Origin of the sequence: Vulcanococcus limneticus LL (assembly GCF_002252705.1) — a bacterium.
Taxonomy (GTDB): Bacteria; Cyanobacteriota; Cyanobacteriia; order PCC-6307; family Cyanobiaceae; genus Vulcanococcus; species Vulcanococcus limneticus.
This window is the reverse complement of the sequence record NZ_NQLA01000019.1, coordinates 27,943-53,148: the sequence shown is the minus strand read 5'-3', so window position 1 is coordinate 53,148 and position 25,206 is coordinate 27,943. Positions and strand designations below refer to the sequence as shown.

Annotated in this window: 24 protein-coding genes and 1 pseudogene; 15 read left to right on the top strand and 10 right to left on the bottom strand. The window is 70.8% G+C overall.

The window, feature by feature from the left end:
• Positions 1-104 precede the first annotated feature (104 nt).
• Complete coding sequence (locus tag CJZ98_RS09580) at positions 105-362, bottom strand: hypothetical protein (RefSeq protein ID WP_094590752.1); 258 nt, start codon at positions 360-362, stop codon at positions 105-107.
• A gap of 124 nt (positions 363-486) precedes the next feature.
• Between CJZ98_RS09580 and htpG the strand changes: the two genes are divergently transcribed.
• The 7 genes from htpG to CJZ98_RS09545 all read left to right on the top strand — a co-directional run bounded on the left by htpG (position 487) and on the right by CJZ98_RS09545 (position 7,397).
• Positions 487-2,409 (top strand): molecular chaperone HtpG, encoded by a 1,923-nt coding sequence (gene htpG, locus CJZ98_RS09575; protein WP_094590750.1) that lies wholly within the window; start codon positions 487-489, stop codon positions 2,407-2,409.
• A 4-nt stretch (positions 2,410-2,413) separates the two neighbouring features.
• Positions 2,414-3,709, top strand: coding sequence for an ABC transporter substrate-binding protein (locus CJZ98_RS09570; RefSeq protein ID WP_232756365.1), 1,296 nt, complete (start codon positions 2,414-2,416; stop codon positions 3,707-3,709).
• Positions 3,706-4,563, top strand: coding sequence for a carbohydrate ABC transporter permease (locus CJZ98_RS09565; RefSeq protein WP_094590748.1), 858 nt, complete (start codon positions 3,706-3,708; stop codon positions 4,561-4,563). The genes CJZ98_RS09570 and CJZ98_RS09565 overlap by 4 nt, the downstream gene beginning before the upstream one ends.
• Entirely contained in the window at positions 4,560-5,384 is an 825-nt protein-coding gene (locus CJZ98_RS09560) for a carbohydrate ABC transporter permease (RefSeq protein ID WP_094590746.1), read from the top strand. Before CJZ98_RS09565 ends, CJZ98_RS09560 begins: the two co-directional genes overlap by 4 nt.
• A 1-nt stretch (position 5,385) precedes the next feature.
• Positions 5,386-6,417: an ABC transporter ATP-binding protein gene (locus tag CJZ98_RS09555; protein ID WP_390625512.1), complete on the top strand. Its 1,032-nt coding sequence runs from the start codon at positions 5,386-5,388 to the stop codon at positions 6,415-6,417.
• A 122-nt stretch (positions 6,418-6,539) separates the two neighbouring features.
• Entirely contained in the window at positions 6,540-6,776 is a 237-nt protein-coding gene (gene rpmB, locus CJZ98_RS09550; RefSeq protein ID WP_094590744.1) for a 50S ribosomal protein L28, read from the top strand.
• 48 nt (positions 6,777-6,824) lie between these two features.
• Positions 6,825-7,397 carry a peroxiredoxin gene (locus tag CJZ98_RS09545; RefSeq protein WP_094590742.1) on the top strand — a complete coding sequence of 191 codons (573 nt, stop codon included), beginning with the start codon at positions 6,825-6,827 and terminating at the stop codon, positions 7,395-7,397.
• Here the strand turns inward: CJZ98_RS09545 and CJZ98_RS09540 are convergent.
• The 7 genes from CJZ98_RS09540 to CJZ98_RS09510 all read right to left on the bottom strand — a co-directional run bounded on the left by CJZ98_RS09540 (position 7,370) and on the right by CJZ98_RS09510 (position 16,427).
• Positions 7,370-7,981 carry a hypothetical protein gene (locus CJZ98_RS09540; RefSeq protein WP_094590740.1) on the bottom strand — a complete coding sequence of 204 codons (612 nt, stop codon included), beginning with the start codon at positions 7,979-7,981 and terminating at the stop codon, positions 7,370-7,372. The two genes, CJZ98_RS09545 and CJZ98_RS09540, sit on opposite strands and share 28 nt — an antisense overlap.
• Positions 7,982-8,093: 112 nt before the next feature.
• Entirely contained in the window at positions 8,094-9,119 is a 1,026-nt protein-coding gene (locus CJZ98_RS09535) for a zinc-binding alcohol dehydrogenase family protein (protein WP_094590738.1), read from the bottom strand.
• Between the two features lie 2 nt (positions 9,120-9,121).
• Positions 9,122-10,153: a polysaccharide pyruvyl transferase CsaB gene (gene csaB, locus CJZ98_RS09530; RefSeq protein WP_232756364.1), complete on the bottom strand. Its 1,032-nt coding sequence runs from the start codon at positions 10,151-10,153 to the stop codon at positions 9,122-9,124.
• A gap of 67 nt (positions 10,154-10,220) precedes the next feature.
• Positions 10,221-10,862 (bottom strand): hypothetical protein, encoded by a 642-nt coding sequence (locus tag CJZ98_RS09525; RefSeq protein WP_198537648.1) that lies wholly within the window; start codon positions 10,860-10,862, stop codon positions 10,221-10,223.
• Between the two features lie 215 nt (positions 10,863-11,077).
• Positions 11,078-12,769, bottom strand: coding sequence for a mechanosensitive ion channel family protein (locus CJZ98_RS09520; RefSeq protein WP_094590732.1), 1,692 nt, complete (start codon positions 12,767-12,769; stop codon positions 11,078-11,080).
• 89 nt (positions 12,770-12,858) lie between these two features.
• On the bottom strand, positions 12,859-15,750 hold the full coding sequence (locus CJZ98_RS09515; protein WP_094590730.1) for a hypothetical protein: 2,892 nt from the start codon (positions 15,748-15,750) through the stop codon (positions 12,859-12,861).
• 44 nt (positions 15,751-15,794) lie between these two features.
• Positions 15,795-16,427, bottom strand: a complete 633-nt coding sequence (locus CJZ98_RS09510) for a hypothetical protein (protein ID WP_094590728.1) — start codon at positions 16,425-16,427, stop codon at positions 15,795-15,797.
• A gap of 182 nt (positions 16,428-16,609) precedes the next feature.
• On the opposite strand from CJZ98_RS09510, the gene CJZ98_RS09505 reads away from it, so the two are divergent.
• The 4 genes from CJZ98_RS09505 to psaK are packed head-to-tail and all read left to right on the top strand — an operon-like array spanning position 16,610 to position 18,718.
• Positions 16,610-16,948 (top strand): DUF2499 domain-containing protein, encoded by a 339-nt coding sequence (locus CJZ98_RS09505; RefSeq protein WP_094590726.1) that lies wholly within the window; start codon positions 16,610-16,612, stop codon positions 16,946-16,948.
• Positions 16,945-17,262 (top strand): DUF3593 domain-containing protein, encoded by a 318-nt coding sequence (locus CJZ98_RS09500; protein ID WP_094590724.1) that lies wholly within the window; start codon positions 16,945-16,947, stop codon positions 17,260-17,262. The genes CJZ98_RS09505 and CJZ98_RS09500 overlap by 4 nt, the downstream gene beginning before the upstream one ends.
• Positions 17,259-18,404 carry a transporter substrate-binding domain-containing protein gene (locus CJZ98_RS09495; RefSeq protein ID WP_094590722.1) on the top strand — a complete coding sequence of 382 codons (1,146 nt, stop codon included), beginning with the start codon at positions 17,259-17,261 and terminating at the stop codon, positions 18,402-18,404. Before CJZ98_RS09500 ends, CJZ98_RS09495 begins: the two co-directional genes overlap by 4 nt.
• Before the next feature lie 56 nt (positions 18,405-18,460).
• Entirely contained in the window at positions 18,461-18,718 is a 258-nt protein-coding gene (gene psaK / locus CJZ98_RS09490; RefSeq protein ID WP_094590720.1) for a photosystem I reaction center subunit PsaK, read from the top strand.
• A 77-nt stretch (positions 18,719-18,795) separates the two neighbouring features.
• Here psaK and CJZ98_RS09485 read toward each other — a convergent pair whose 3' ends face one another.
• Both CJZ98_RS09485 and dxs read right to left on the bottom strand, forming a co-directional pair.
• Positions 18,796-20,013 (bottom strand): NAD(P)/FAD-dependent oxidoreductase, encoded by a 1,218-nt coding sequence (locus tag CJZ98_RS09485; RefSeq protein WP_094590718.1) that lies wholly within the window; start codon positions 20,011-20,013, stop codon positions 18,796-18,798.
• A 38-nt stretch (positions 20,014-20,051) separates the two neighbouring features.
• The gene (gene dxs, locus CJZ98_RS09480; protein WP_094590716.1) at positions 20,052-21,962 is read right to left on the bottom strand and encodes a 1-deoxy-D-xylulose-5-phosphate synthase; all 1,911 of its coding nucleotides are present in this window, start codon (positions 21,960-21,962) and stop codon (positions 20,052-20,054) included.
• A gap of 217 nt (positions 21,963-22,179) precedes the next feature.
• Between dxs and ilvA the strand changes: the two genes are divergently transcribed.
• The 4 genes and pseudogenes from ilvA (at position 22,180) to CJZ98_RS09460 (ending at position 25,195) form a co-directional block, all read left to right on the top strand.
• Positions 22,180-23,751 (top strand): threonine ammonia-lyase, biosynthetic, encoded by a 1,572-nt coding sequence (gene ilvA / locus CJZ98_RS09475; RefSeq protein ID WP_094590764.1) that lies wholly within the window; start codon positions 22,180-22,182, stop codon positions 23,749-23,751.
• 31 nt (positions 23,752-23,782) lie between these two features.
• Positions 23,783-24,268, top strand: a pseudogene (scpB, locus tag CJZ98_RS09470) (SMC-Scp complex subunit ScpB); the annotation flags it as partial.
• A gap of 212 nt (positions 24,269-24,480) precedes the next feature.
• The gene (locus tag CJZ98_RS09465) at positions 24,481-24,768 is read left to right on the top strand and encodes a YggT family protein (protein ID WP_094590712.1); all 288 of its coding nucleotides are present in this window, start codon (positions 24,481-24,483) and stop codon (positions 24,766-24,768) included.
• A gap of 235 nt (positions 24,769-25,003) precedes the next feature.
• A complete protein-coding gene (locus CJZ98_RS09460; RefSeq protein WP_094590710.1) occupies positions 25,004-25,195 on the top strand; it encodes a Thivi_2564 family membrane protein in 192 nt (63 codons plus the stop codon).
• Positions 25,196-25,206 lie beyond the last annotated feature (11 nt).

The window sequence follows — 25,206 nt, the reverse complement described above, 5'->3', positions numbered from 1 at the left end:
AACAAAAACCAGGTGCAGAACGCCGAGCGGCGCAGCCTGCGGCGCCTGCGCAGGCACCTCACACCCATGCTCCACCCCCTGCCAAGCCCCTGCAGGGCCGGCGGTTAGCGCACCTCACTCGGGCCCATTTGGTTGCAGCCGCCATCGTTGGCCCCACGGCAACGCGGTGCAGAGGGGTGGGCGATCCCCACCGGCAGCCCCAGCCAGCCGAATTCCAGCAGGGCGAACACCCCCAGGCTGGGGCTCATCAGGACCTGGTTGTCCAAGACAATCGAGCGGCTGTGCTGGCTCACCCAGACGGCCAGAAGCGCCAGCAGCCCAACGAGCAGGCTCTCGCGAGCGAGCGCAGCGGGAGGCCGCATGGGCCCAGGCCTGCCTCAGACGTGGTGGCCTCGGGCCCGGCCTGTTCGGGGACCCCTCCCTCGCCGCCGTTGAGACCGGCGGCCGGCGGCCCCTACGGTCGCACCAGACCACGCGAGGGCTGCCATGGCGGTGCTGGAAGAACAGGGCCAGATTCAGATCCACACCGAGAACATCTTCCCGATCATCAAGAAGGCCGTTTATTCCGGCCACGAGGTGTTCCTGCGGGAATTGGTGAGCAATGGCGTCGATGCCATCAGCAAGCGGCGCATGGCCGCCATGGCCGGCGACTGCACGGAGGGCCCTGAAGGCAGGATCCAGATCCGCATCGACCGCGAGGCCAAGACCCTCACCATCTCCGACAACGGCATCGGCATGAGCGCCGATGAGGTGAAGCGCTACATCAACCAGGTGGCCTTCTCCAGCGCCGAAGACTTCCTGGAGAAATACAAGCAGGAGAGCGACGCCATCATCGGCCACTTCGGCCTGGGCTTCTACTCCAGCTTCATGGTGGCCAAGCAGGTGGAGCTGGTGAGCCGCTCCGCCCGCGAGGGCTCCGAGGCCGTGCGCTGGAGTTGCGATGGCTCCCCCAACTTCAGCCTCGAGGGCGCCGAGCGCAGCGAGCCCGGCACCGATGTGATCCTGCACCTGATGGAGGAGGAGCTCGAATACATCGAGCCCTCCCGTATCCGCACCCTGATCACCACCTACTGCGACTTCCTGCCAGTGGAAGTGCAGCTGGAAGGTGAAACGGTGAACAGGCGCGAGGCCCCCTGGCGTAAGAGCCCGCGCGACCTCACCGACAACGACTACATCGAGCTCTACCGCTACCTCTATCCCTTCCAGGGTGACCCGTTGCTCTGGGTGCACCTCAACACCGACTACCCCTACAACCTGCAGGGCATCCTGTTCTTCCCCAAATCCACTGGCCGCGCCGACTGGGAGAAGGGCGAGATCAGGCTCTACTGCAACAACGTGTTCGTGTCGGATTCGATCAAGGAGGTGGTGCCCCGCTACCTGCTGCCCCTGCGCGGCGTGATCGATTCGCCTGACATCCCCCTGAATGTGAGCCGCTCGGCCCTGCAGACCGATCGGCGCGTGCGGTCGATCGGCGGCTTCGTGGCCAAGAAGGTGGGTGATCGGCTGAAGCAGCTGCACCGAGACGATCCGAAGCGCTACGCCGAGATCTGGGAATCCCTGGCGCCCTTCATCAAGATCGGAGCCATGGAGGATGAGAAATTCGCTGATCAGGTGGCCGATCTGGTGCTGTTCGGCACCACCGCCGCCGCCCAGGAAGGTGGCGAGGCGGAGCTGGCCAACCCCGACCCGATCCCCGGCGAGGCCGGCAGGGCCTACACCACCCTGGCGGGCTACCGCAGCCGCCTGGATGCCGCCGCCGACACGCGGGTCCTCTACTGCACCGATGAGGCCGGCCAGGCCGGCGCCCTGGCCCTGTGGAAGAGCCAGGGCGCCGAAGTGCTGCTGGCCGACACCTTCATCGACACCCAGTTCATCCCCTGGCTCGAATACCGCCACAGCGAGCTGAAGTTCCAGCGGGTGGACGCCGAGCTCGACGACTCCCTGCAGGAGCAGGAGAGCGAACTGGCAGACGCCGACGGCAAGGACAGCTCCGAAAAACTGCGGGACCTGTTCAAGGGCGCCCTGGCCAACGACAAGGTGACGATCCAGGTGCAGGCCCTCAAGGGCGACAACGCCCCGGCCGCCCTGATCCTGCTGCCGGAGCAGATGCGCCGCCTCAACGACATGGGCGCCCTGATGGAGCAGCGCCTGCCCGGCCTGCCCGACCACCACGTGCTGCTGGTGAACCGCCGGCACAAGCTCGTGGAGGGCCTGCTCAAGCTGTCCGCCGGGTCCGTGATCACCGGCGCCGGCGCCAGCTCCCCCAGCCAGCAGCTGGCGGATGACCTGAGCCGTCACCTCTATGAGACGGCGCGCCTCGCGGTGGGCGGCCTGGAGCCCAACCAGCTGGCCGGCTTCCAGCAGCGCAGCTGCGATCTGATGGGCAAGCTGATGGAGCGCGGCCTCTGATGGCTTGACGGGCTGGTTTCCACCCCTGCCGAACCCGGCGCGACGGCTGATCGCCGTCGTACTCGCCTTCTGGCTGGCCCTCGCCGGTGGCCTGGCCCTGGCCCGAGCCCGCCGTGTGACCGTGGGGGTGCTGATGCCAGCCCCCTTCGCCGATGCCACGGCGGAGCTGGTGCAGCAGTTCAACCGCGACCACCGCAGCGTTCAGATCGCGGTGAGCCGTGGCCCCCTCGACACCGAGGCCCTCTCGGACCTGGCCATCAGCAGCCTGCTGCTCGGGGATGCCCCCTACGACCTGCTGCTGATGGATGTGACCTGGACGCCGAAGTATGCGGCGGCCGGGTGGCTGGAGCCCCTGGAACCCCTGCTGGGGGATCAGGCCCTGGCCGGCATGGCCCCAGGTGCCCAGGCGGGCAACGCCTTCGCAGGCCATCTCTGGCGGCTGCCCCTGCTCGCCGACATGGGCCTGCTGTACTGGCGCACCGATCTGATGGCGGCGCCACCGCGAACCACCACTGAGCTGGAGACAATCGCCCGCGGACTGCAGCGGCGTGGCGCGGTGAGCTGGGGCTACGTGTGGCAGGGGCGCCAGTACGAGGGGCTCAGCTGCGTATTTCTGGAGGTGCTGCGGGGCTTCGGCGGGCAGTGGCTGCAGCACGACGCGGGCCAGGCCCCCCAACCGGCGCTGCAGTCACCCGAGGCGATCGCCGCCGCCAACTGGCTCAGCGGCCTGGTGCGGCAGGGCATCACCCCCCGGGCCGTGGCCACGGTGTCGGAGGCGGAAGCGCTGCAGATCTTCGGCGCGGGGGAGGCCGCCTTCATGCGCAACTGGCCCTACGCCTGGCGGGAACTGACCAGGCCCGGCAGTGCCGTGGCCGGCCGGGTGGGGGTGGCGCCCTTGGTGGCGGTTCCCGGCGAGCAGGCCGCCGCCACCCAGGGCAGCTGGGGCTTCTCCCTGCTGAAGGGCTCCCGCCACCCTCGCGAGGCGGCGGAGGTGCTGCGCTGGTTCACCAGCGAGGCGGTGGGCCGGCAGCTGGCGATCCGCTACGGCTACACCCCGGTCTGGACATCGCTGCTGGAGGACCCGAGCCTGGAGGCCGCCCTGCCCCTCCTGCCCGCGCTGCGCCAGGGCCTGCTGCACGCCGAACTGCGACCGCTCACGCCCGTCTACGCCCAGCTGAGCGATGCCCTGCAGCGCCAGCTCTCGGCCCTGCTGAGCGACGACCAGCCGGCGGCTCTGGCCATGGCACGCGCCCAGCGCCAGAGCGCCCTGATCCTGCAGGCGGCGGGGGAGACGCCATGAGCCTGCTGCTGCTGGCGCCGGCTCTCCTGCTGGTGGGGGTGGTGTTCCTCTGGCCCCTGCTGCGCTACGCCTGGCTGAGCGGCCATGCCGCCTCGGTGCTCACGGGGCTGGTGCCGCTGGCCAATGGCGGAGCCAACTGGCAGCGGCTGCTGAGTGACGGGCGCTTCTGGCAGGACACGCTGCAGACCCTGCGCTTCGCCGGCGTGTCCCTCAGCCTGGAGCTGCTGCTTGGGCTGGCGCTGGCCCTGCTGCTGCACCAGCCGCTGCGGCAGCGCGGGGCAGTGCGGGCGGCCGTGCTGCTCCCCTGGGCCCTGCCCACCACGGTGATGGCCCTGGGCTGGCGCTGGTTGCTCAACGATCCCTATGGCCCACTCAACCGCCTGATCCAGGGCTTGGGCGGCAGCCCCTACGGCTTCCTCTCCACCCCCGCCACCACCTGGCTGTTCACGGTGCTGGCGGATGTATGGAAGAGCACGCCCTTTGTGGCCCTGCTGTTGCTGGCGGGGCTGCAGACGATCCCGCCCGAGCTGGAGGAGGCCCTCCTGCTGGAGGGTGCCGGCCCGCTCCAGCGGCTGTGGCGCCTCACCCTGCCGCTGCTGGCCCCCTACCTGCTGCTCGCCGCCCTATTCCGCCTGGCCCAGGCCCTGGGGGTGTTTGATCTGATTCAGGTGCTCACCGGGGGTGGGCCGGCCAGCAGCACCGAGAGCCTGGGGCTCTATGCCTACCTCAACGGCATGCGGTTTCTCGATTTCGGCTATAGCGCCACGGTGATGCTGGGTATGTTCCTGCTGGTGCTGCTGCTGACCTCAGGGCTGCTGCTGCTCCGGCGCGGCTGGCAGGGGACGCTGCGATGAGACGCCCTCCCCACCCCCTGCTGCTGCTGGGGGCCCTGCTGTGGAGCCTGCTGCCCCTGTTGTGGCAGCTGCTCACCTCCCTGCGCACGCCGGAAGCCCTTGTAGCCCCAACACCGGCGGCCTGGCTGAGTGGCTGGACCCTGGCCAACTACCGGCAGGTGCTGCTGGGCCAACCGCCGTTCTGGCGCTACCTGCTCAACAGCGCCCTGGTGGGTGGCGCCAGCACGGGACTCACCCTGGCCCTGGCCATCCCGGCGGCCTACGGCCTGCAGCAGCAGGGGTTGCGGCTGCAGCGACTGATCACCCTGCTGTTGCTGGCGGCGGCGAAGTTCCCCTATGTACTCCTGTTTCTGGCCCTGCTGGAGCTGGCCCGTGCCCTGGGCTGGGGCAACCAGCTGCTGGCCCTGGCGGTGCCCTACGCGGGCCTGTCCCTGCCGCTGGCGGTGCTGCTGCTGCGGGCGGCCCTGGCCGATCTGCCGCCCGACCTGGAGGATGCGGCGCGGCTGGAGGGGCTGAACCTGGGGCAGCGCCTGCGGCGGGTGCTGCTGCCGCTGCTGGCACCGGCCATCGCCAGCACCGCGATCCTCGTGTTCCTGTTCAGCTGGAACGAGTACCCGATCGCCCTCACCTGGATCAGCAGGGCCGAGCTGCTCACCCTGCCCACCGCCATGGCCCGGATCGCCGGCTCCTCGGTGTATGCCGTGCCCTACGGGGCCTACGCCGCCGCCACGGTGCTGGGCAGCCTGCCTTTGCTGGCCCTTGTTCTGCTGTTCCAGCGCCAGATCGTGAGCGGCCTCACCCAGGGCTCCGTGAGGGGATGAGATGGAGACGCGGCGGCCCCAGGCTGGTGAGGCGGACGCGGCGATGAGCGGGCTGGAGCTGCAGCGGCTGTGCCGTCACCAGGCTGGGCGGGCGCTGCTGGAGGACCTGAGCCTGCAGGTCGCCCCGGGGGAGGTGCTGGCCCTGCTGGGTCCCAGCGGCTGCGGCAAGACCACCACCCTGCGGCTGCTGGCGGGCCTCGACCCGGTGAGCAGCGGCCGCATCCTGCTCAACGGGCGGGAGATCACGGCGGAGCCAGCGGGGGCCCGCCAAGTGGCGATGGTGTTCCAGAGCTACGCCCTCTACCCCCACCTCACGGTGGTGGGAAACCTGGAGCTGGGGCTGGAGGTGCGGGGTATGCCGGCGGCCCAGCGGCGCGATCGCATCGCGGCGGTGATCGACCTGCTGCAGCTGCAGGGGCTCGAGCTGCGCAGGCCGGCCCAGCTCTCGGGCGGGCAACGGCAGCGGGTGGCCCTGGCCAGGGCCCTGCTGCGCCAGCCGCAGCTGATGCTGCTGGATGAACCGATGAGCAACCTCGATGCCCAGCTGCGCGATGCCCTGCGGCCGGAGCTGAGGCAGCTGCTGCGGGGCAGCGGCCATCCGGCCATCTACGTCACCCACGACCAGCAGGAGGCCCTCGGGCTGGCCGATCGCATCGCGGTGCTGCACCAGGGGCGTCTGCAGCAACTCGGCACCCCCCACGCGCTCTACCACGATCCCGCCAACCTCTTTGTGGCGAGCTTCCTGGGGCGTCCCGCCATCAATCTGCTGGCGGCTGAGGCGGGTCGCCAGCTCGCCCTGCGACCCGAGCACCTGCAGCTGGTGAGCCAGGGAGGGCTGCCGGTGCAGCTGCGGCAGCGCGAGTGGCTGGGGGCCCAGCAACTCCTGTGGCTGGAGAGCAGCCGGGGCCCGCTCAAGCTGCTCTGTGGTGCGGACCAGACCCTTGAGGAGCCGCTCGAGGTGAGCTGGCGGGTCGATCGGGAGCTGTGGTTCGATGCCAGCTCAGGGGAGCGCTGCCGCTTGGGGCCGCTGTGAGCCCCTGGGTGATCCCCGGCGTTCGAATGGCGCACGATTGGCGTTCAGCCGGTGGTGATCTCCTGTTTGATACGATCCCCCAGTAGGCCACGGCCTGCAATGTTTTTCTTCGGTTGAAGGTCATGTCCCGGGTCTGCCAACTCACCGGCAAGCGCGCCAACAACGGCATGGCCGTCAGCCACTCCCACGTGCGCACCAAGAAGCTGCAGCAGGTGAACCTGCAGGAGCGTCGCCTCTGGTGGGCCGAGGGCAACCGTTTCATCAAGCTGCGCGTCTCCACCCGCGCCCTCAAGACCATCCAGAAGAAGGGTCTGGGTGCCTATGCCAAGGAGCTGGGCATCAACCTCGCCAAGATCTGAGCCAACGGTTCCGTCGTCTCCGGCTCCAGAGCTCTCAGACGTATCACCATGCAGCGCCGCCAGTTCCTCGGCGGCCTCACCCTGGCATCCCTGGGCCTGCTGGCGTTCGCGCCGCAGGCCCTTGCCCTTGGTGGGGTCCTGCCCGAGATCGATCACCCCGCCCCGGCCTTCGACCTCGACGGCGTGGTGCCCGAGGGCAGCGCCGTGCGCCAGGCCCATCGCGCCCTGGGCGACTTCGCCGGTCAGTGGCTGGTGCTCTATTTCTATCCGCGCGACTTCACAGGGGGCTGCACCCTGGAGGCCCGGGGCTTCCAGAAGGATCTGGCGGCCTTCCGGCGCCGCGGCGCCACCGTGGTCGGCATCAGCGCCGATGACCCGGACTCCCACGCCTCCTTCTGCGGCAGCGAGGATCTCGCCTTCCCCCTCCTCTCTGATCCAGGGGGCACTGTGAGCCAGCGCTACGGCTCCTGGATCGCCCCCTTTTCCCAGCGCCACACCTTTCTGATCGATCCGGAGGGGGTGCTGCGGGCCCGCTGGGTGGCGGTGCGGCCCACGGGCCACAGCCAGGAGGTGCTCACTGAGCTGGAGCGGCTTCAGGCGAGCCGGGCATCGCTCGGCTGAGCTGGGGGTGCCCCGGACGGGGCCGGGCGGAAGCGCATCCACCAGCCAGCCGCCGGACCCTCCACCTGCCAGCGCGGCAGCCAGTGGCGCCAGCTGTAGGCCACGGCCCGGCCGCCGCTACCCACCTGCAGGTAGCCGCCGTTGCGGTTGTCGAGTTCGCCGTAGGGATCGTTGAACACGCCGAAACCCGGCTTGTAGCCCACCGCCAGGATCCAGTGGCCACCACCCCGCGGGGCCGAGGAGGGGCCGTGGTGCAGAAAGCCGGTCGCCGCCGGAAAGCCCCCCTCCAGTTCCTCCAGCAGCTGGTCCTGGGTGCCATCGGTGCGGAAGCTGGCGACCACGCCGAAATCGGCGCAGGCGGCGATCTGCGCCTCTGGGGATGTTGTGTCGCCGTAGCGCTGCACGGTGCGCAGGTACGCGTCGTCGGCATTGGGGCCGAGCAGCGCCTTGGGCTGCAGGTATTTCACCGCCATGGCGCAGGTGGAGGAGAAACACATGCGCAGGGCCTGGCCCGGCAGTTGGCTGTCGGTCTGGACGTAGTACTGCCGCACCGGCAGCACCAGACTCTGGGTGGAGAGGGTCATGGGGAGCCAGCCTCCACACCTGATAGCACCGCCCAGGGCGAAGCGACAGCAGGATCCATAGACCCACATCAACGGCGCCAGGGCGTCTGGAGGTGCCGGACGGCGACCAGCCTCACTCCCAGCCGGCCAGGACCACCTTGCCCACGCTGGTGTGGCTCTCCATCAGGAGGTGAGCGCGGCGCAGGTTGTCGGCGGTGATCGCTCCGAGCTGCTGGTTCGCGGTGCTCCGGATCTGACCGGCATCCACCAGCGCGGCCACGCGAGCCAGCAGGGCTCCCTGCTCGGCCATATCGGCGGTATGGAACAGCGAGCGGGTGAACATCAACTCCCAGTGCAGGGAGAGGCTCTTGCGCTTGAGCGCCAGCACATTGAGGGCCTCGGGGGCCGGATCGTCGATCAGGGCCAGGGCGCCCTGGGGGGCCAGCACCTCCACCAGCTGGGGGAAGTGCTGATCGGTGTGGGTGAGGCTGATGACCCGCTCTACCGCCGCGATGTCCAGGGCCTGGAGCTGGGGGGCCAGGCCCTGGTGGTGGTCGATCACGTGGTCGCAGCCGAGCTCCCGCAGCCAGGCCTTGCTCTCGGGCCGCGACGCCGTGCCCACCAGGGTGAGGCCGGTGAGCCGGCGGGCCAGCTGCACCAGGATCGAACCCACGCCGCCGGCGGCCCCCACAACCAGCAGGGACTCGCCCCGGTGGGCCTCGGGTCCCTGGGCGAGCCGCAGGCGATCGAACAGCAGTTCCCAGGCCGTGATCGCCGTGAGCGGCAGGGCCGCCGCCTCGGCCGCCGTCAGCGAGGCCGGACGCCGCGCCACCAGCCGTTCATCCACCAGCTGCAGCTCGGCGTTGCAGCCCGGCCGGTCCAGGGCACCGGCATACCAGACGCGATCGCCCACCTGGAAGCCCTGCACCGCCGGGCCCACGGCCTCCACCGTGCCGGCCGCATCCCAGCCCAGCACCTTCCACGTGCCAGAGGCGGGTGTATCGCGGCGCCGCACCTTGGCATCGACCGGGTTCACGGCAATCGCCTCCACCCGCACCAGCAGATCGCGGGGCCCAGGCGTGGGGTCAGGCAGCTCGATGGCGAGCAGGCAGAGCGGATCCTGCACGGACCGCGACTGCTGGTAGCCGATGGCGCGCATGGTCAATCCAGAAGCAGGGTGAGCAGGTCGCGGTGCACCGCCGTGGCGGCCCGCTGGGCGGCGATCGCAGCGGGGCCGATGGGCTGATCGAGGCTGCTGGCCCAACTGGCCGCCAACGCCTCGGCGCTGGGCTCAGCTTCGGCCAGGTCGCAGCAGGGGGCACCGAAGCCGGTGGCGGCGGCGCGCACCTTGGGGTCATAGCTCAGGGCCGCCACCGGCGCCCCCGAGAGGGCCGCCAGGATCAGGGCGTGCAGGCGCATGGCCAGCACCAGGCCGGCGCTGCCGAACACCGCCATGGCCTCGCTGGGCTGGTGTGCCTCCACCTGGCGGCTGCGGCGGGCCAGCCCCTCGCCCACCAGACCCTCTGCCAGCAGGCGGGAGTAGAGGCCGGTGTCCTGCTCGCGGTGGAACGGCAGCCAGAGCACCTCGCGCTGCCCCAGCTCCGCCAGCTGCTCCAGGGCCTGCAGGTAGGGCCGCCAGGCCGCGCCATTCAGCAGGGGCGTAGGCCGCCAGCACACCACGATCGGCCCGCCCTCCCCCAGCCAGTGCTGGGGTTCCAGTGACCAGACCGGATCACTCCCCACCGGCGCCCGCCGCCCCAGGCCCACCGCCAGCTGCGCCGACTCTGGATCCCGCCAGGTGATCCCCTGGGCCAGGGGCAGCAGGGCCCGAACAAGGGCGCGACTGCGGCGTCGCTTCAGGGGGCCCAGCCCCTGGCCCCAGAGCAGCACGGGCTTGCCCTGCAACCGGGCCGCGGCGATCAGGGCCGCGTAGTAGACGAGGCTGAGGAAGCTGGTGGCGTCCTGCAGCAGGCTGCCGCCGCCCAAGACCAGGGCCCCGCAGCCGGCCAGGGCCGCCAGCACGGCCCGGGGGCTGCGGCGATCCACCGTGGCAACGCCGAAGCGCTCGCGCACCTCCGCCTGGTCATGGGCGGTCACCAGCGGGGTGAGCTGGGGCGGCAGCTGGTGGAGCAGGGCCGTGAGCAGGGCGTCATCGCCCAGGTTGTGCTCGCCGTAGTAGCCGCAGAGCAGCACGGGTTGAGGCCCGTCGTCCCGGAGGTCCCCAACCCCTGCCAAAGCGTCGATGCCGCACCGGCCGAGCCTACGGCTGCTGCGGGGCGGCGCAGGGCAGGGGGTGTCGCGTGGCCGGATCGTCCGACCAGGCCAGGTAGGCGCTGCCGCGGACCGAACGGGTCAGCGGCCGGGCGGGGGGAACGCTGGGGTTGCTGGGATAGCGGCGGCCGTCGAAGGGCAGCAGGGCGTAGTAGCCGTGGGCGGCATCCAGCCGCACGCGGCTGATCAGGTCGCGCCAGCCATGGTGGCGCCCCTCGCCCACGATCAGGGGATCCCGGAACAGGGTCATGCGGCTCACCAGCTCGAGATCCCCCTGGCGCTCGCGGAAGATCAGCAGCGGACAGCCGCCGGTGCCGCAGTCCAGCGGGCCCAGGAGCGTCGCCACGACTTCCGGGCGGCCATCCCCGTTGAGGTCGACGCGGTTGTAGGCGTAGCGCGTCTCCTGGCCGGGCTGACGAGCTGCGAGGCAGGAACGCTCGATCAGGCGGCCCTGGGCCTGCCGCCATTCAGCCGAACCAGGATCGGGGCCATGGCCTTGGCCATCGTCCACCCGCACCGGATAGAGGACCTGCCGCAGGGCCGCCTCCAGGGGCCTGTCGGGGCTTGGATGCGGCGGCACCGAGCCCAGCACGATCGGGGCCGCTTGAGCCTGGGGCGGGCCCGTGGGCACGGGCGGACCGGCCTGGGCGGGGAGGGCCAGCAACCCGGGGACGATCCAGCCTGCAAGCCGGACTCCTGCTGCCCCCCTGCCCGGCCGGATCGGGCCACTACGGCCTGCGGGTGGGGGAAGCGAGGGGCGGTGGGTGGTGAGCATGGCCCCAGGAGCCTGTGAAGGCAGCGTTGATCGTTGGTTCCGTACTAGCTCAGATCAGCAGCGGCACCGCGTCATGGGGCCGGCAGCACCGCCGCAGAGGCTCCGGCCAGGGCGATGCCCTCCCGCTGCAGCCGCGTGACCAAACGGGCCAGCAGCTCGCGCTGGCAAGCCCACTGCCGACCGGTGCGGGTGGTGAGCATCACGCTCACCTGAATGCCGAGCGGCCCCACGCCGTTGACACCCCGCAGCTGCGGTGGAGCCATCTGTTCGAGGCTCCAGAGCGGATCACTGGCGAACAGCTCCAGCTCAGCGCGAATCAGCGCCAGGGCGCCCGGCAGGTCCGCGTTGGTGACCGCCAGGGGCAGCACCACATCGATACCGGAGCGGATCTTGGTGTGGTTCACCAGGTGCTGACAGCTGCTGTTCTGCACCACCACCACCCGTTGGTCCGCTGCCCGCAGCACGGTCACCAGCAGCCCCACGTCCACCACATCCCCCTCCAGCCCGTCGATCTCCACCCAGTCGCCCACGGCGTAGTGGTCGTCGACGAGCACCACCAGACCCGCCACGAAATCCCGCAGCAGGCCCTGGAAGGCGATCGCCAGGCCGCCCAACAGGGCACCACCGGCCAGCACGGCGTTGAAGGAGAGCTCGCTGATGCCGGGTATGTCGGCCAGCACCAGGATCACCAGCATGGCGATGCAGCCCAGGTCGATCAGGCGCTGGCTGGCCTGCACCAGGTTGCGGTAGCGCTGGTCGCGTCGGGCCCGCTCCTCGAACGGCACGCGCAGGCTGCTCACCCACTGACGCAGCACGAAGGCGGCCAGGAGCCGCAGCAGGAAGGCCACCAGGCCCAGCAGCAGCAGCTTGAACAACACGGCGATGGGCTGCATCAACAGGGCCATGCCCAGGGGGATCTGGCCTGGGATGGCCGTCACCCCGAGGGCCAGCATCATCACCAGCTGCACCAGCACCGCCAGGAACAGCAGCCGGCCCAGCAGCATCAGCAGCTGGGGCCGCAGCCCCTGCAGATCGGCGGCCGTCTGGGCGCTCTGCTGCCGTGCCCGCAGCCGGGCCCGCAGGTGCGACCAGCCCCAGAAACTGAGGCCCATTGACAGGGCCAGGAACAGCTCCGCCGCCAGCGTGGCCTGGAGCCGTATCGCCAGCTGATCGGGCTGCATGGTCAGCCGGGCGTGGCGCAAGCGCCGCTGCAGCAGCTGGCGCCAGCGGCCGGCCAGGGCCGTCGGCGTCTGACCATGCAGCCGGGCATCCGCGGCCGTCACGGTGAGCAGCGGCAGCGCTTCAGGGCGCCCCTTGAGGCGCGCCTCCAGCACCGGCGGTCCAGGGGCCGACTGCGTAACGACCACCCTGAGGTCCTGGGGCGTGCCGAGCACGTTCCAGGGATCCCCCGTGCAGAGCCGGTCCGGCCCCCCCAGCACCAGGGTCTCCAGCACCGCCTCGGCCACGGCCTCGCCGCCGCTGCAGAGGGTTTGGGGCCTGTAGAGCAGGCTCAGGTTGCCCTCGATCACCGATGCCCGCCGCCGGGCATCGGGACTGCCCTCACCGGGGCCCACCACCGGCGAGGCCACGCTGATGGCCGGAATTCCCAGGATCCGCACCGGTGCCACGTCGTAACTGCCGGCGAGGCGTTCCGCCGGGTCCGGCGGGGCCGTGGGAGCCGACGCCGGGTCGCTGGCCCAGGCCGCTGGCAGCAGCAGGCAGCTCAGGGCCAGCAGAAGGGGCAGGTACCAGGGCCTGCGCATCGGCGAAACGAATGATCGTGAGGGCACTCTGGTGCCGCGACGCTGCCGCCATCGCCGGCCCTGGCGGGGCCACCGTGCCTCAGGACCCCTCAGAGCGGCAGGGTGATCGGCGCCACCGGCTCGATCTGGGGATGCTCGCCGCCGCACTGGTTGCTGCGCAGGATGAGGGCGCTGGCGCCGGCCTCCAGGAAGGTCCACACCACCGTTTCACTGGCCAGGCGCGGCAGCAGCATGCGCCAGCTGCCGAGGCCCCGCAGCAGGTTGTCGAGCGGGCGATCCTCCAGGCTGCTGCCCAGCACTGCGGCATTGCGCTGCCAATCCGGCCGCAATCCGGCGAAGGGCAGCAGCTGGTGGCGCAGACGCCGCTCCAGCCGCAGCAGCGCCCGCAGCCGCTCGGCCTGCTCCCGATCGGCCTGCTCCCAGGCCCGCAGGGCCGCCGGATCCTGGTGGGCGATCTCCTGCTGCAGCGCGCGGATGGCGGCAAACAGGGCCTGGTTGGAATCCTGGGCGCAGTTGTTGGCCGGACCCACGAAGGTGGCGCCGGTGCCATCGCCCACCCGATAGCGGGCCATCATCGCCGTGAGCTGGTGATCGAAGCCATCGAGGGGGGAACGGCTGTGGTCGCCGATGCGGTAGGAGCCGGTGAAGGGCGGGTAGCGCAGCAGGATGTCGGCCACGGGGCGGGTGCCGAGCCAGCCCCACTGGCGATCGCCGAGGTAGCGCCAGTCGTCGTGGCGGCCGGCGATCAGGCCATCGGGGTTGTGGGCGTACACCTGGCGGTAGGCCAGCTGGATCGCCGGCTCACCCGCCAGGGGCTCCGCCACCACCTCGGCGATGCCGTAGGCGAAGTGGCCCACACAGGGGCCGTGCTGCAGCGCCTGCTCCCGCTGCTCGCCGCCGATACCGCCGAACACATGCACCACCAGCAGCCGCTCGCCGAGCTGCCAGCCCGACGGCAGGGTGGGGGTCGCTGCTGAGGCCAGCGCTGGGCCCGGCGCTGGGGCCGCCAAGGAGGCCGCCGCCAGGGGCTGCAGCGACACCAGGGCGCTGAAGGCCGTCCCCGGCTCCAGGGCATCCCAAAGCTCCCGCTTGAGCAGGCGCCGGGCCGCCTGTCGGCCCGTCACGACCCGATCCGGCAGTAGGCGGCGCAGGCGGCGCGGGACCAGGGACTGCACCACGAACGCCCCGGCCCCATCGGGCACCCCGCTCACCAGCCAACCCTCGGCATTCAGCGCGGAGCGCTCGATGCCCTCGGCGGTGGCCGGCAGGATCCCCTCGCCGTTGGCGATCGGCATGGGCAGCCGCAGCCGCAGGTCCGCCAGGTCGCGGAAGGCAGCACGCTGCGGCTCGTAGCTGGCGGCGCTCCAGAGGTCTCCACCCAGGGGCTGGCGGAACTGCACCAGGGCCAGGGCCAGGCCCGTGGTCTGCACCGGCTCGGCCTCGATCCGCAGCAGCCGGCCGTCCTCCAGCACCTCCACCGGCTCGGGCAGCCGCACCAGCACGTCGTCGTCGGGGCGGCTGCCAGCCAGGGATTCCAGCGGCGAGACGCGGCGCCAGTGGTCCAGCCGCAGCGGGTGCACCAGTCCCTGACCGGCGCTCCAGCGGGCCTCGGGGCTGAGGTTCACGTCCTGCACCACCGCTCCCAGGCGCGGGTCCTGCCACTCCAGCTGGCAGGTGCGGCTCACCAGGTGGCGCCAGGGCTCCGGGGCCGCGAACACCTCGAAGCCCACCCGGCCGCCGTCCCGCTGCTCCGGCTCCGGCAGCCGCAGCCGGCCGATCCAGCCCGCCAGGGGCCGGAAACCGGGAGCCGGTGGGGGAGCGGAGTCACGGCCCACGTCGAGGTGGTGCCAGCCGTTGGCCCGGAAGCGATCGACGTTGCTCGGGGCCTGCTCCGGCAGGGCAGTGGCGGGGTCCCGATCCAGGAGGATCGCCGCCACCTGGTCCACGGTCTGGTCCATGGCGCTGCGGCCATCGGGCAGCAGGAAGGCGGCATCCATCAGGCCGCCCGGCAGGGCATGGCCCACCGGCCCCATAGAGCGGATCGTCACCTTGCCCCGCCGGCGGGCCCGGTTCCAGTAGCTGAGCACCTGCCAGCGCCAGCGCCGCGGGAACAGCAGCGGCCCCAGCCGGGCCACCGGATCCCGATCCCCCAGCAGGTGATAGAGGTGCTCGGCCTCCAGGATGTGGGTGTTGCCCGCGAACACCCCGCCCAGGGAGATCACCTCGATCGGGGCCCGCAGGCTGCGACGCAGGTGGGGCAGCGCCCCCAGGGCGATCTGGCCGCCTCCGCTGAAGCCCAGCAGGGTCACGGGAATGCCGCTCTCCAGGGGGTAACCGTGGGCCAGCAGGCTGTCGGCGATCACCTGGGCCATGCCCTGGTTGTAGATGGGGCCGTAGCGCTGGTCGGCCGACACCGCCACCACCGTGACGTTGCGCAGGTTGATCAGGGCGCCGAGCAGGGCACGGGGATCGCGCAGCCGCAGGCGATCGACCCAGCGCCAGAAGCCCGCCAGCCAGCTGCCCTCGGTGAGCGGCACGTTGCGCACCGAATAGGGCATCAGACCCCGCAGGATGGCGATGTCATCCGGCAGACGCAGCGCCAGACGCCGCAGGAAGTCCTCCCCTTCCGGCAGGGCATCGCCGGAAGCCTGGCCGATGCCATCGAGATACACCACGAAGCGGCTGAGGGGCCGATCGCGAGCCACGGGGGCCGCCAGCGACCCGGCCGGGGTGCCGGTCTCGAGAGGTTGATCACCCTCCCAGCCGGCCCACCAGCCCAGGGCTTCCAGCGGCGCGAAGAAGAGGGCGATCAGCACCAGCAGCAGGGCGATCAGGCCCAGGTCCAGGGCCAGCCCGAAGGAGCGGCGCAGGCCGGCGTAGGCCAGGTGCAGCAACGCCCCGGTGCCCGGCACCAGCACCAGTCCCACCAGGACCAGGAGCAGCCAGAGACGTTGGCGTGGCGAGATGGACGGACGGCGCACGGCAGACGGATCTCAGGTGGGGGGGCGTGGCGGAGGAGAGCACGTCAGCGGCGGCCGCGGGGTCCGGCCCGCAGCAGCTCCTGCAGCCGCGCGCCGTCGCTGACGATCGTCACGCCGGCGGCCCAGTCCTGCAGGCGGCGACCCAGGGCCATCACCGGCTGGCCGGCGCTGCGCTGCAGGGCGTGCATGGCCAACCAGCCGCTCAGCAGGCACCAGAAGGCCCCCCAGGCCGAGAGGCCAGTGGCGGTCACCAGCCCCAGCACGAACAGCACGGCGGTCCAGAGGGAGAGCAGGGTGAGCCAGGGCACCCCCAGGTAAGGGAGGGCGCCGAGGAAGGCCAGCAGCTGGGGGGTGTGGGCCAGGCCGAGGGCCCGCACCACCGCCGCCAGCGGCACGGCCACACCGAACAGCAGCCTCGCGGCCAGCCAGGTGCTCAGTGCCCACGCCAGGAAGCCGCAGCCAAACAGCAGCGCCTCCACCAGCAGGCTGAGGACGAAACGCTGGGGCCTCACCCGGTTCACGAACAGCACGAAGGCCTCGCCCACCCCCTGGGAGAGGCCCGCCAGCACCGCCACCCACACCGCCATGGCGGTGCCGGGCGCCACGGTCTCCAGCCGCTGGAAATCCCCCGGCTGGAAGCTGAAGGCGGCGTGGATCAGCTGGGCGATGCCGGTCATGGCGGTCCTACCCGGACCCCATCGTTGTACTGGCGGCATGGGACCCTGCCCACGGCGACCGTGCCGGAGGACTCAGCGCCCGCCCCCGGGCCCGCGCTGCCTACATTGAGCGCCATCGCGTTGGGGTTCAGGCCCTGCCGCACGGTCTGAGCCCAACGCTCTGGGCCACATGCTCTGAGCCGATGCACGCCCTCTCCCTGCCCACCTGGTGGATCCACGTCACCTCGGTACTCGAGTGGGCCCTGGCGATGCTGCTGGTGCAGCGCTGGGGCCAGCGCCGCGGCGAACGGATCTGGAGCTGGGTGGCCCTGGCGATGCTGCCGGCCCTGGTGAGCGCCATGTGCGCCTGCACCTGGCACCTGTTCGACAACCCTGACGGGCTGCGGGGGCTGGTGGTGCTCCAGGCCGGCACCACCCTGCTCGGCAACATCGCCCTGGCGGCAGTGGCCTTCGTGATCTGGCGCCAGAGCCGCAGCCCCCGCCACGACGCGCCGCCAGTCCAGGACCTCCCGTCCGCATGAGCGCCGGCGCCTTCCTCGACGGGCTGGCCGGTTTCGATCCGGCCCCCCTGTTCGTGCTCTCCCTGGTGCCCTATCTGGCCTTCCTGTGGTGGGGCTGGCGCAGCCACCGCTTCCCGCCGCTCGCGCTCTTGGGTTTCGCCATGACGCTGGTGTTCGTGGCGGCCACGATCGTGGCCGCGGTGCTGGCCCAGGTCAACTACGGCCGCCAGCTAGCCGATGTGGATCACCTGCACGGGGCCGCCGAGTCGCTGCTGACCCTGAGCAACCTGCTGGTGCTCGCCGGCTTCAGCCAGGGCGGCAAGTCGGGGCGATGAGCCGCCATCAGCCCCAGCGCAGGGGCGTTCTCCAGGCCGCGCTGGCGCTGGCGGTGCTGCTGCTGGCATGGCTGCTGCTGATCGTGCCGCTCGCCGGCCAGCCTGGTGCCGCCGCTCCACCGCCGGTGCTGCGGGTGGGCGTCCTGAGCGGCTCCGCCCCCTGCTCCGACCACAGGGGCAACCGCTGGAGCGGCAGCGCGGTGGAACTCTGGAACCGCCTGGCCATCGAAGAGAGCCTGCCCTTCATCTTTGAGCCCCGCGACAGCGCCAGAAGCCTGCTGGCGGCGGCCGCCGCCGGCGAGGTGGATGTGGGCGTGGGCTGCCTGAACGTGACGCCGGAGCGGATCGGCCGCTACCGCTTCAGCCTGCCCTTCCAGGAGATGGGGCTGGCGGTGCTGGTGAAACGCGACCGGCTGGAGCTGGGCCAGGCCGTGCTGCGCTCGCTGCTGGCACCCGATCTGCTGCGTCTGCTCGGCGGCTACCTGGTGGCGATCGGCCTGGTGAGCGGGCTGCTGTGGGTGGTGGAGGGCCCGCAGCGCCTGCGGGATGGCCAGGGCCAACGGCGCGGCTTCGCCAAGGTGTTCCAGATCCTGGCCACCGGCCCCGGCACCAACACCATCGCCAGCACCACCCGCGGCCACGGGCTGGTGATCGTGAGCTACCTGGTTCGCATCGTCACCGCCTCGCTGCTGGTGAGCTACATCACGATCAACGTGGTGCAGGAGCCGCGGGCTAGCGGCGTCCGACCGATCCGCAGCCTCCAGGAGCTGGCCGGCCAGCGCGTCGCGGCTCGCCCGGGCAGCGTAAGCAGCGCCACCCTGGAGCGACTCAATGCCACCGGCATGGCCGAGCCGATCACGGTCGTGCCGTTGCCGCGGGTGGAGCAGGCCCTGCAGCTGCTGGCCGACGACCGGGCCGATGCCGTGCTGGCCGACGACCAACAGCTGGAGTATCTGCTGCGGCACTCCGGCAACCGCCAGTTTGAGCTGGTGCTTCGCAACCAGCAAAGCGAATCCCAGGCCTTCGTGCTGTCACCCCAGCTGGATCGGGCCACTGAAGCCCGCATTGATCACGCCATCAGCCGGTTGAAGCAGCAGGGCGTGGTCGCGGCCCTGCGCCGGGAGGCGATGAACAAGTCTTAAGCGGGCGGGGTAGCCGGTGACCGATGCCCAGAAGATGGGGCGTCGCCTTGAATCCGATGCTCCCCACCCTGCTGGCTATCGCTCCCGCTGCGGTCACCTGGTCCCCGAAGGTGGGCCTGGTGATGATCATCTCGAACGTGATCGCCATCGCCGTCGGCAAAGCCACGATCCAACAGCCCAACGTCGGCGCCAAGCTCCCCAACGACGCCTTCTTCGGCGGCCTCAGCCACGCCTCCCTGCTGGCCACCACCAGCCTGGGCCACATCCTGGGCATCGGCACCATCCTGGGCCTGGCCTCCCGCGGCGTGCTCTGAGCAGCAGCGACGCCATAGCGCTCGGGCGGGGGTTCTGCACCCCCGCCTTTTTCGTGCGTTCCTTGTGATGCTGAGCGTCAGCGACGCCAGCCCAGCAGGTAGGGCAGGGCGCGCAAGCCGTAGCGCTCAAAGCGGTAGTCGAACAACAGGGCCGAAAGATCCTCGGCGCTGTGCTGCTGCTCCAGCCCCATCAGCAACCGCTCCAGGCGCCGGTCCGCCCGCGGCCCCTCCAGGCCGAGCCAGGTGCGCCGCGCCAGCCGACCACTGAGGCCCCAGCGCCAGCCCAGCTCCCGCCGCAGCCGGCCCGGATAGGTCCTCAGCCGCTCCGGCTCGCCATTCAGGGCCTGCAGCAGCACGGAGGCGAGCACCCGGGCACTGGCCATCGCATGGCGGATGCCCTCGCCCCCCAGCAGGTTGGCGGTGCTCACCGCATCGCCCAGACCGATCAGCTGACCCCGCTGGTGGGGCTCGCGGCGCCGCACCGTGCTGCGGATCAGGCCGCCGTGGCGGTCCAGCACCCTCGCCCCGGCCAGGCCCGTGCGGGCCAGGGTGGCCTCCAGCCAGGGCCCCAGGGGCGGCTGCTGGCGCCGTCCAGCCAGCGGCGGTCCCGCAGTCGCGCCAGCGTCGTCATTGAGGCGACAGACCCCCAGCTTGAGCTGGCCGGGCTGCATCGGAAACACCCAGCCATAGCCCTGGGGCATCCAGTCACTGCCCATCAGGAAGGTGAGCTGATCGCTCCATGGGCGCCAGCGCTCCAGGGGAATCTCCAGCAGCCACTCGGCGCCCAGCCCGCTCACCAGGGGATCGGAGCAGCTGGCCGGCGGATCCCCCAGCAGCCCCCGCTGCTGACCTGTGGCATCCACCACCCAGCGGCTTGTGAGCCAGCACTCCTCGCCCCCGGGCCCCCGCAGACGGGTCCGGACCATCCCACCCGGCTGCTGCACCGCCAGGGCGCGCCAGCCCAGGGCGATCTGGGCCCCGAAGCCCTGGGCCTGGCCCGCCAGCCAGCGGCGCAGGGCCGCGAAATCCAGCACGGCCCCCAGGGGGCGACCATCGCTGGCCCGCCAGTGGCGATCGGCCGGCCCAGGCCCCAGTAAACGCCAGCCGGTCCAGCGGTGCGCCACCACCTCTGCGGGGATCTCAAACCGCTCCAGGGCAGCCAGGGGAAGCGCCGCACTGCTGAAGGCCGCCCGCGCCAGGTCCGGCAGGGCCTCCACCACAAGCACATCCACGCCGCGGCGGGCCAGTAGCCGCGCCAGCTCGGCCCCAGCGGGGCCACAGCCGGCGATCAGCACGTCGCAGCGCTGAGGGAGCAGGGCAGCTGCGGGCGGCCTCAGACGCCGACCGGACGGCGCTGCAGGGCCGAGCCGAAACGCTGCAGGATTCGATCCGCCATCTGCGGTGGTGTCAGCCCCAGGGCCTGTTTGCTCTGGTCAGGGCTGGCGTGGTCCACCAGCACGTCGGGGATGCCGATGCGGAACACCGGCACCAGCACGTCGTGGTCGTTGAGGGCTTCCACCACGGCGGCGCCGAAGCCACCGGCCAGGGCACCCTCCTCCATCGTCACCACCCGGCCGATGCGCTGGGCCAGCGGGCCGATCAGGGCCTCATCCAGGGGTCGCAGGAAGCGGGCATTGACGACGGCGGCGCGCACCCCCTGCTCCTGCAGCAGGCCGGCGGTGGCCATGGCCGGGGCCACCATGGCGCCGTAGGCCACGATCAGCAGGTCATCGCCGTCGGTGAGCAGCTCACCTCGGCCAATCTCCAGGGGTTCCCAGCCCTCCTCAATGAGCGGAACGCCCTCACCCTCACCGCGCGGGATGCGCAGGGCGCAGGGGCCGCTGTGGTGGATCGAGGTCACCAGCATGCGCTGCAGCTCCGCCTCGTCCTTGGGGGCCATCACCGTGAAGTTGGGGATGGCACGGAAATAGCTGATGTCGTACTGGCCCTGGTGGGTGGGGCCATCGGCCCCCACGATGCCGGCCCGATCCATCACGAACGTCACGGGCAGGTTCTGGATGCCCACGTCGTGGATCAGCTGGTCGAAGGCACGCTGCAGGAAGGTGCTGTAGATCGCCACAACGGGCCGCAGCCCCTCGCAGGCCATGCCGGCCGCCATGGTCACGGCGTGCTGCTCGGCAATACCCACATCGAAATACTGATGGGGGCGGGCCTTCTCCAACAGGTCCAGGCCGGTGCCAGTGGCCATGGCGGCGGTGATGCCCACCACGCGGGGGTCCTGCTCGCAGATGGTCACCAGGGTCTGGCCGAAGACCTTGGAATAGCTGGGGGGCTTGGGCTTGCTGGAGGGGTAGGCCTTGCCGGTGGCCAGGTCGAAGGCGCTCTGGGCGTGGTAGCCCACCTGGTCTTCCTCGGCATAGGCGTAGCCCTTGCCCTTGGTGGTGGCCACATGCACCAGCACCGGCCCCGGCGTGCCGTGGGCCTGCTCGAAGGTGCGCACCATCTCGGCGATGTTGTGGCCATCCACCGGTCCGATGTAGGTGAAGCCCAGCTCCTCGAACACGGCGCCCAGCTTGGGCACCGCCAGGCGCTTCATGCTCTCTTTGAGGGTCTTGAGCTCACTGGGCAGCTCGCCGTGCAGGAAGGGCAGGTGCTTGATCGCCTCCTCGGCGTTGTCCTGCAGGAACTGCAGCGGCTTGCTGTGCCGCATGCGGTTGAGGTGGGTCGAGAGGGCCCCCACCGGTGGACTGATCGACATGTCGTTGTCGTTCAGCACCACCAGCAGGTTGGTCTTGGGCAGGTGGCCGGCGTGGTTGATCGCCTCCAGGGCCATGCCGCCGGTGAGGGCGCCATCGCCGATCACCGCCACGCATTTGAAGTGCTCGCCGCGCTGGTCCCGGGCCAGGGCCATGCCCAGGGCCGCCGAGATCGAGGTGGAGGCGTGGCCGGCGCCGAAGTGGTCGAAGCGGCTCTCACAGCGCTTGAGGTAACCGGCGACCCCACCCTGCTGGCGCAGGCTGTCGAAGCTGTTGTAGCGGCCAGTCACCAGCTTGTGGGGATAGGCCTGGTGTCCCACGTCCCACACGACCCGGTCCCGGTCGAGGTCGAGGGTCTGGTACAGGGCCAGGGTCAGCTCCACGACGCCCAGGCCGGGGCCCAGGTGGCCGCCGCTGGTGCTCACCACCTCCAGGTGGCGCTCGCGGATCTGCCGGGCGATGCCCTCGAGCTCGGCGGTGCTCAGGCCATGCAGCTGATTCGGATGATTCAGCTCGCTGAGATGCATGCCCCACGCCTTCATTGGGGTTCAATCTACGCGCTGCAGCCCGGGAGCTGGCGCCCGGCGCCATGCTCCGTCAAGCGCTTGGCACACTGGTCCCATCGGCGCGACGGCAGGGGAGATTCGGATGGGGAGCGGCGATCAGCAGCCGGTGACGGACCAGTCCAGTCCCCAAGGGGCTGGCCAGCCCACCGGCGCGGCCGAACCGGATCCCGGCGCCGACATGCTGCGGCGGATCCTGCGGGCACGGGTCTACGACGTGGCGATCGAGTCGCCCCTGGATCCGGCCCCCAACCTCTCGCGCCGCCTGGGCAACACGGTGCAGCTCAAGCGGGAGGACCTGCAGCCGGTGTTCAGCTTCAAGCTGCGGGGCGCCTACAACAAGATGGCGGGCCTCTCACCGGCCGAGCTGGAGCGGGGCGTGATCGCCGCCAGCGCCGGCAACCACGCCCAGGGCGTCGCCCTGGGGGCCCAGAAACTGGGCACCCGGGCCGTGATCGTGATGCCGGTCACCACGCCGGAGATGAAGGTGCGGGCCGTGGCCGCCCGCGGCGCCGAGGTGGTGCTCCACGGCGACAACTACGACGCCGCCTGCGCCGAGGCCTATCGCCTGGCCGAGCAGCGGGGGCTCACCTTCATCCACCCCTTCGACGATCCGGACGTGATCGCAGGCCAGGGCACCATCGGCCTGGAGATCCTGCGCCAGTGCTCCGAACCACCGGATGCCATCTATATCGCGGTGGGTGGCGGCGGCCTGATTGCCGGCATCGCGGCCTACGTCAAGGCGCTCTGGCCCCAGGTGGAGATCATCGGCGTCGAGCCGGTGGATGCCGACGCCATGACCCGCTCGCTGGCGGCGGGCAAGCGGGTGCGCCTGGAGCAGGTGGGCCTGTTCGCCGACGGCGTGGCCGTGCGCGAAGTGGGCGCCACCACCTTCGCCCTGGCCCGCCAGACCATCGACGCCATGGTGACGGTGGACACCGACGAGATCTGCGCCGCCATCAAGGATGTGTTCGAGGACACCCGCTCGATCCTGGAGCCCGCCGGCGCCCTGGCCGTGGCGGGCATGAAGGCGGATGTGGCGCGGCGGGGTCTCAAGGGCCGCAACCTGGTGGCGGTGGCCTGCGGGGCCAACATGAATTTCGATCGGCTGCGCTTCGTGGCTGAACGGGCCGAGCTGGGCGAGGAGCGCGAGGCGATGCTGGCGGTGGAGATCCCCGAACAGCCCGGCAGCCTGCGGCGCTTTTGCGGCCTGCTGGGCCAGCGCAGCCTCACCGAGTTCAGCTACCGGCTGGCCGACCCGCGCCGGGCCCACATCTTCGTGGGGGTGCAGACCCAGGGCCCCAGCGACACCCGCAGCCTGATCGCCACATTGGGGGCCGCAGGCTTCCCCTGCCTCGACCTCAGCCACAACGAGCTGGCCAAGCTGCACCTGCGCCACATGGTGGGGGGCCGGCTGCCCGCCGGCGCCGGGGCAGCGGCCGGCAAGGGCCGCGAGCTGCTCTATCGCTTCGTGTTCCCGGAGCGGCCCGGGGCCCTGATGGCCTTCGTGACCAGCCTGCACCCCGACTGGAACATCAGCATCTTCCACTACCGCAACCACGGCGCCGACGTGGGGCGGATCGTGGTGGGGGTGCAGGTGGCGCCGGCGGAGCTGGAGGCCTGGCAGGGCTTCCTCGACGGCCTCGACTACGCCTATGTGAACGAGACCGACAACCCGGCCTACCGCCTGTTCCTGGGCGAGCTGGAGGAGCCCCTGCAGGCGCTGGTGGCCGGCACCGCAGCCGTTGGGTAGCGTTTCACCACCCCCGAGCTGGAGCGAGGCCATGCCCAGCGACGATCCCAGCCTGGAGCGGCTCTCGCTGCCGGCCCGGATGGAGGCGATCCTCTACCTCAAGGGCCGGCCCCTCTCCCTGGGTGAACTGGCCGAGATCGCCGGCGTGGAGCGCGATGCCGCCGAGCTGGGGCTGATCACCCTGATGGCCGACTACGCGCACCGCGACACGGCCCTGGAGATCCGCCAGGAGGGCCAGCGCTACAGCCTGCAGCTGCGCGACGGCCTGGGAGATCTGGTGCAGAACCTGCTGCCGGTGGACCTTTCCACCGCCGCCCTGCGCACCCTGGCCACGATCGCCCTCAAGAAGCGGGTGCTCCAGTCGGAGTTGGTGGAGCTGCGCGGCTCCGGCGCCTACGACCACATCAAGGAGCTGCTGGCCCAGGACTTCATCGAGCGCAAGCGCCAGAGCGAGGGCCGTTCCTTCTGGCTCAGCCTGAGCGAGAAATTCCACCGCACCTTCGCCGTCAGCAACGACGCCCTGCAGACGGCCCGGCGGGGTCCGCGCCCCGTGCCGGGGCCGCAGCGGCAGGACCAGAGCGAAGCCGGGGCCGCTCCGGAGCCCGGATCCGCTGGGGATGAGGCTCCCCTCGCCGAGGCTGGACACCCGGCAGACGCCTGGGACCAGGCCGCCTAGGAACGGCGCTGCATAGAGTTCGGAGCAATTCCACCATCGCCATCGATCAGCCCATGGAAGCCGTGAGCCTGCTCCTGAACGTGCTGGGCCGCACCCTGGAGATCTATTCGTTGATCCTGCTGGTGCGGGTGCTGCTGAGCTGGTTCCCCAACCTGGACTGGGGCAACCCGGTGCTCGCCACCGTGAGCTCCATCACCGATCCCTACCTGAATGCCTTCCGCGGCCTGATTCCGCCCATCGGCGGCCTGGACCTCTCGGCCATCGTGGCCTTCCTCGCCCTCAGCCTCGGCCAGCAGCTCCTGGGTGCGGCGAGCATCAGCATCCTGGCCAGCGGCTACTGAGGGCGCTGACCCCATGGTGCGCGGTGAGGTGGCAGGCAGGCTGGCCTGGTTGCCGCTCTCACCATCAGAAACGCGCAGTTTTGTCAGGTAAGCGACAGTCAAGACGGGCATCTACCTGGGTCCTGGCATCACGCCCACAGTCAAACGGCACCTGATTGCCGAGCTTTGTCCTGGGTGCATGGCCCGGCTCTGCATGGACGAATCAGAATGCCGGGTGGCAGCTGTGACCTGGTAAATGGATCTCATTTCACTGATCGTTACGCTCATCGTCGTGGGCGTGCTGTTGTGGCTGGTCAACAGCTACATCCCGATGGATAGCAAGATCAAACGAATCCTCAATATCGTCGTCGTTGTAGCGGTGGTCATCTGGCTGCTCAATGGGCTCGGACTGATGGACTCGATTCGAGGCATCCGCGTCGGCCGCTGAAAACCCGGCGT

Excerpts from the sequence above, each read along its gene's own strand:
- CJZ98_RS09580 (WP_094590752.1), bottom strand. The coding sequence starts at position 362 with ATGCGGCCTCCCGCTGCGCTCGCTCGCGAGAGCCTGCTCGTTGGGCTG.
- htpG (WP_094590750.1), top strand. The coding sequence starts at position 487 with ATGGCGGTGCTGGAAGAACAGGGCCAGATTCAGATCCACACCGAGAAC.
- CJZ98_RS09565 (WP_094590748.1), top strand. The coding sequence starts at position 3,706 with ATGAGCCTGCTGCTGCTGGCGCCGGCTCTCCTGCTGGTGGGGGTGGTG.
- CJZ98_RS09560 (WP_094590746.1), top strand. The coding sequence starts at position 4,560 with ATGAGACGCCCTCCCCACCCCCTGCTGCTGCTGGGGGCCCTGCTGTGG.
- CJZ98_RS09555 (WP_390625512.1), top strand. The coding sequence starts at position 5,386 with ATGGAGACGCGGCGGCCCCAGGCTGGTGAGGCGGACGCGGCGATGAGC.
- rpmB (WP_094590744.1), top strand. The coding sequence starts at position 6,540 with ATGTCCCGGGTCTGCCAACTCACCGGCAAGCGCGCCAACAACGGCATG.
- CJZ98_RS09545 (WP_094590742.1), top strand. The coding sequence starts at position 6,825 with ATGCAGCGCCGCCAGTTCCTCGGCGGCCTCACCCTGGCATCCCTGGGC.
- CJZ98_RS09540 (WP_094590740.1), bottom strand. The coding sequence starts at position 7,981 with ATGACCCTCTCCACCCAGAGTCTGGTGCTGCCGGTGCGGCAGTACTAC.
- CJZ98_RS09535 (WP_094590738.1), bottom strand. The coding sequence starts at position 9,119 with ATGCGCGCCATCGGCTACCAGCAGTCGCGGTCCGTGCAGGATCCGCTC.
- CJZ98_RS09520 (WP_094590732.1), bottom strand. The coding sequence starts at position 12,769 with ATGCGCAGGCCCTGGTACCTGCCCCTTCTGCTGGCCCTGAGCTGCCTG.
- CJZ98_RS09510 (WP_094590728.1), bottom strand. The coding sequence starts at position 16,427 with ATGACCGGCATCGCCCAGCTGATCCACGCCGCCTTCAGCTTCCAGCCG.
- CJZ98_RS09505 (WP_094590726.1), top strand. The coding sequence starts at position 16,610 with ATGCACGCCCTCTCCCTGCCCACCTGGTGGATCCACGTCACCTCGGTA.
- CJZ98_RS09500 (WP_094590724.1), top strand. The coding sequence starts at position 16,945 with ATGAGCGCCGGCGCCTTCCTCGACGGGCTGGCCGGTTTCGATCCGGCC.
- CJZ98_RS09495 (WP_094590722.1), top strand. The coding sequence starts at position 17,259 with ATGAGCCGCCATCAGCCCCAGCGCAGGGGCGTTCTCCAGGCCGCGCTG.
- psaK (WP_094590720.1), top strand. The coding sequence starts at position 18,461 with ATGCTCCCCACCCTGCTGGCTATCGCTCCCGCTGCGGTCACCTGGTCC.
- dxs (WP_094590716.1), bottom strand. The coding sequence starts at position 21,962 with ATGCATCTCAGCGAGCTGAATCATCCGAATCAGCTGCATGGCCTGAGC.
- ilvA (WP_094590764.1), top strand. The coding sequence starts at position 22,180 with ATGCTGCGGCGGATCCTGCGGGCACGGGTCTACGACGTGGCGATCGAG.
- CJZ98_RS09465 (WP_094590712.1), top strand. The coding sequence starts at position 24,481 with ATGGAAGCCGTGAGCCTGCTCCTGAACGTGCTGGGCCGCACCCTGGAG.
- CJZ98_RS09460 (WP_094590710.1), top strand. The coding sequence starts at position 25,004 with ATGGATCTCATTTCACTGATCGTTACGCTCATCGTCGTGGGCGTGCTG.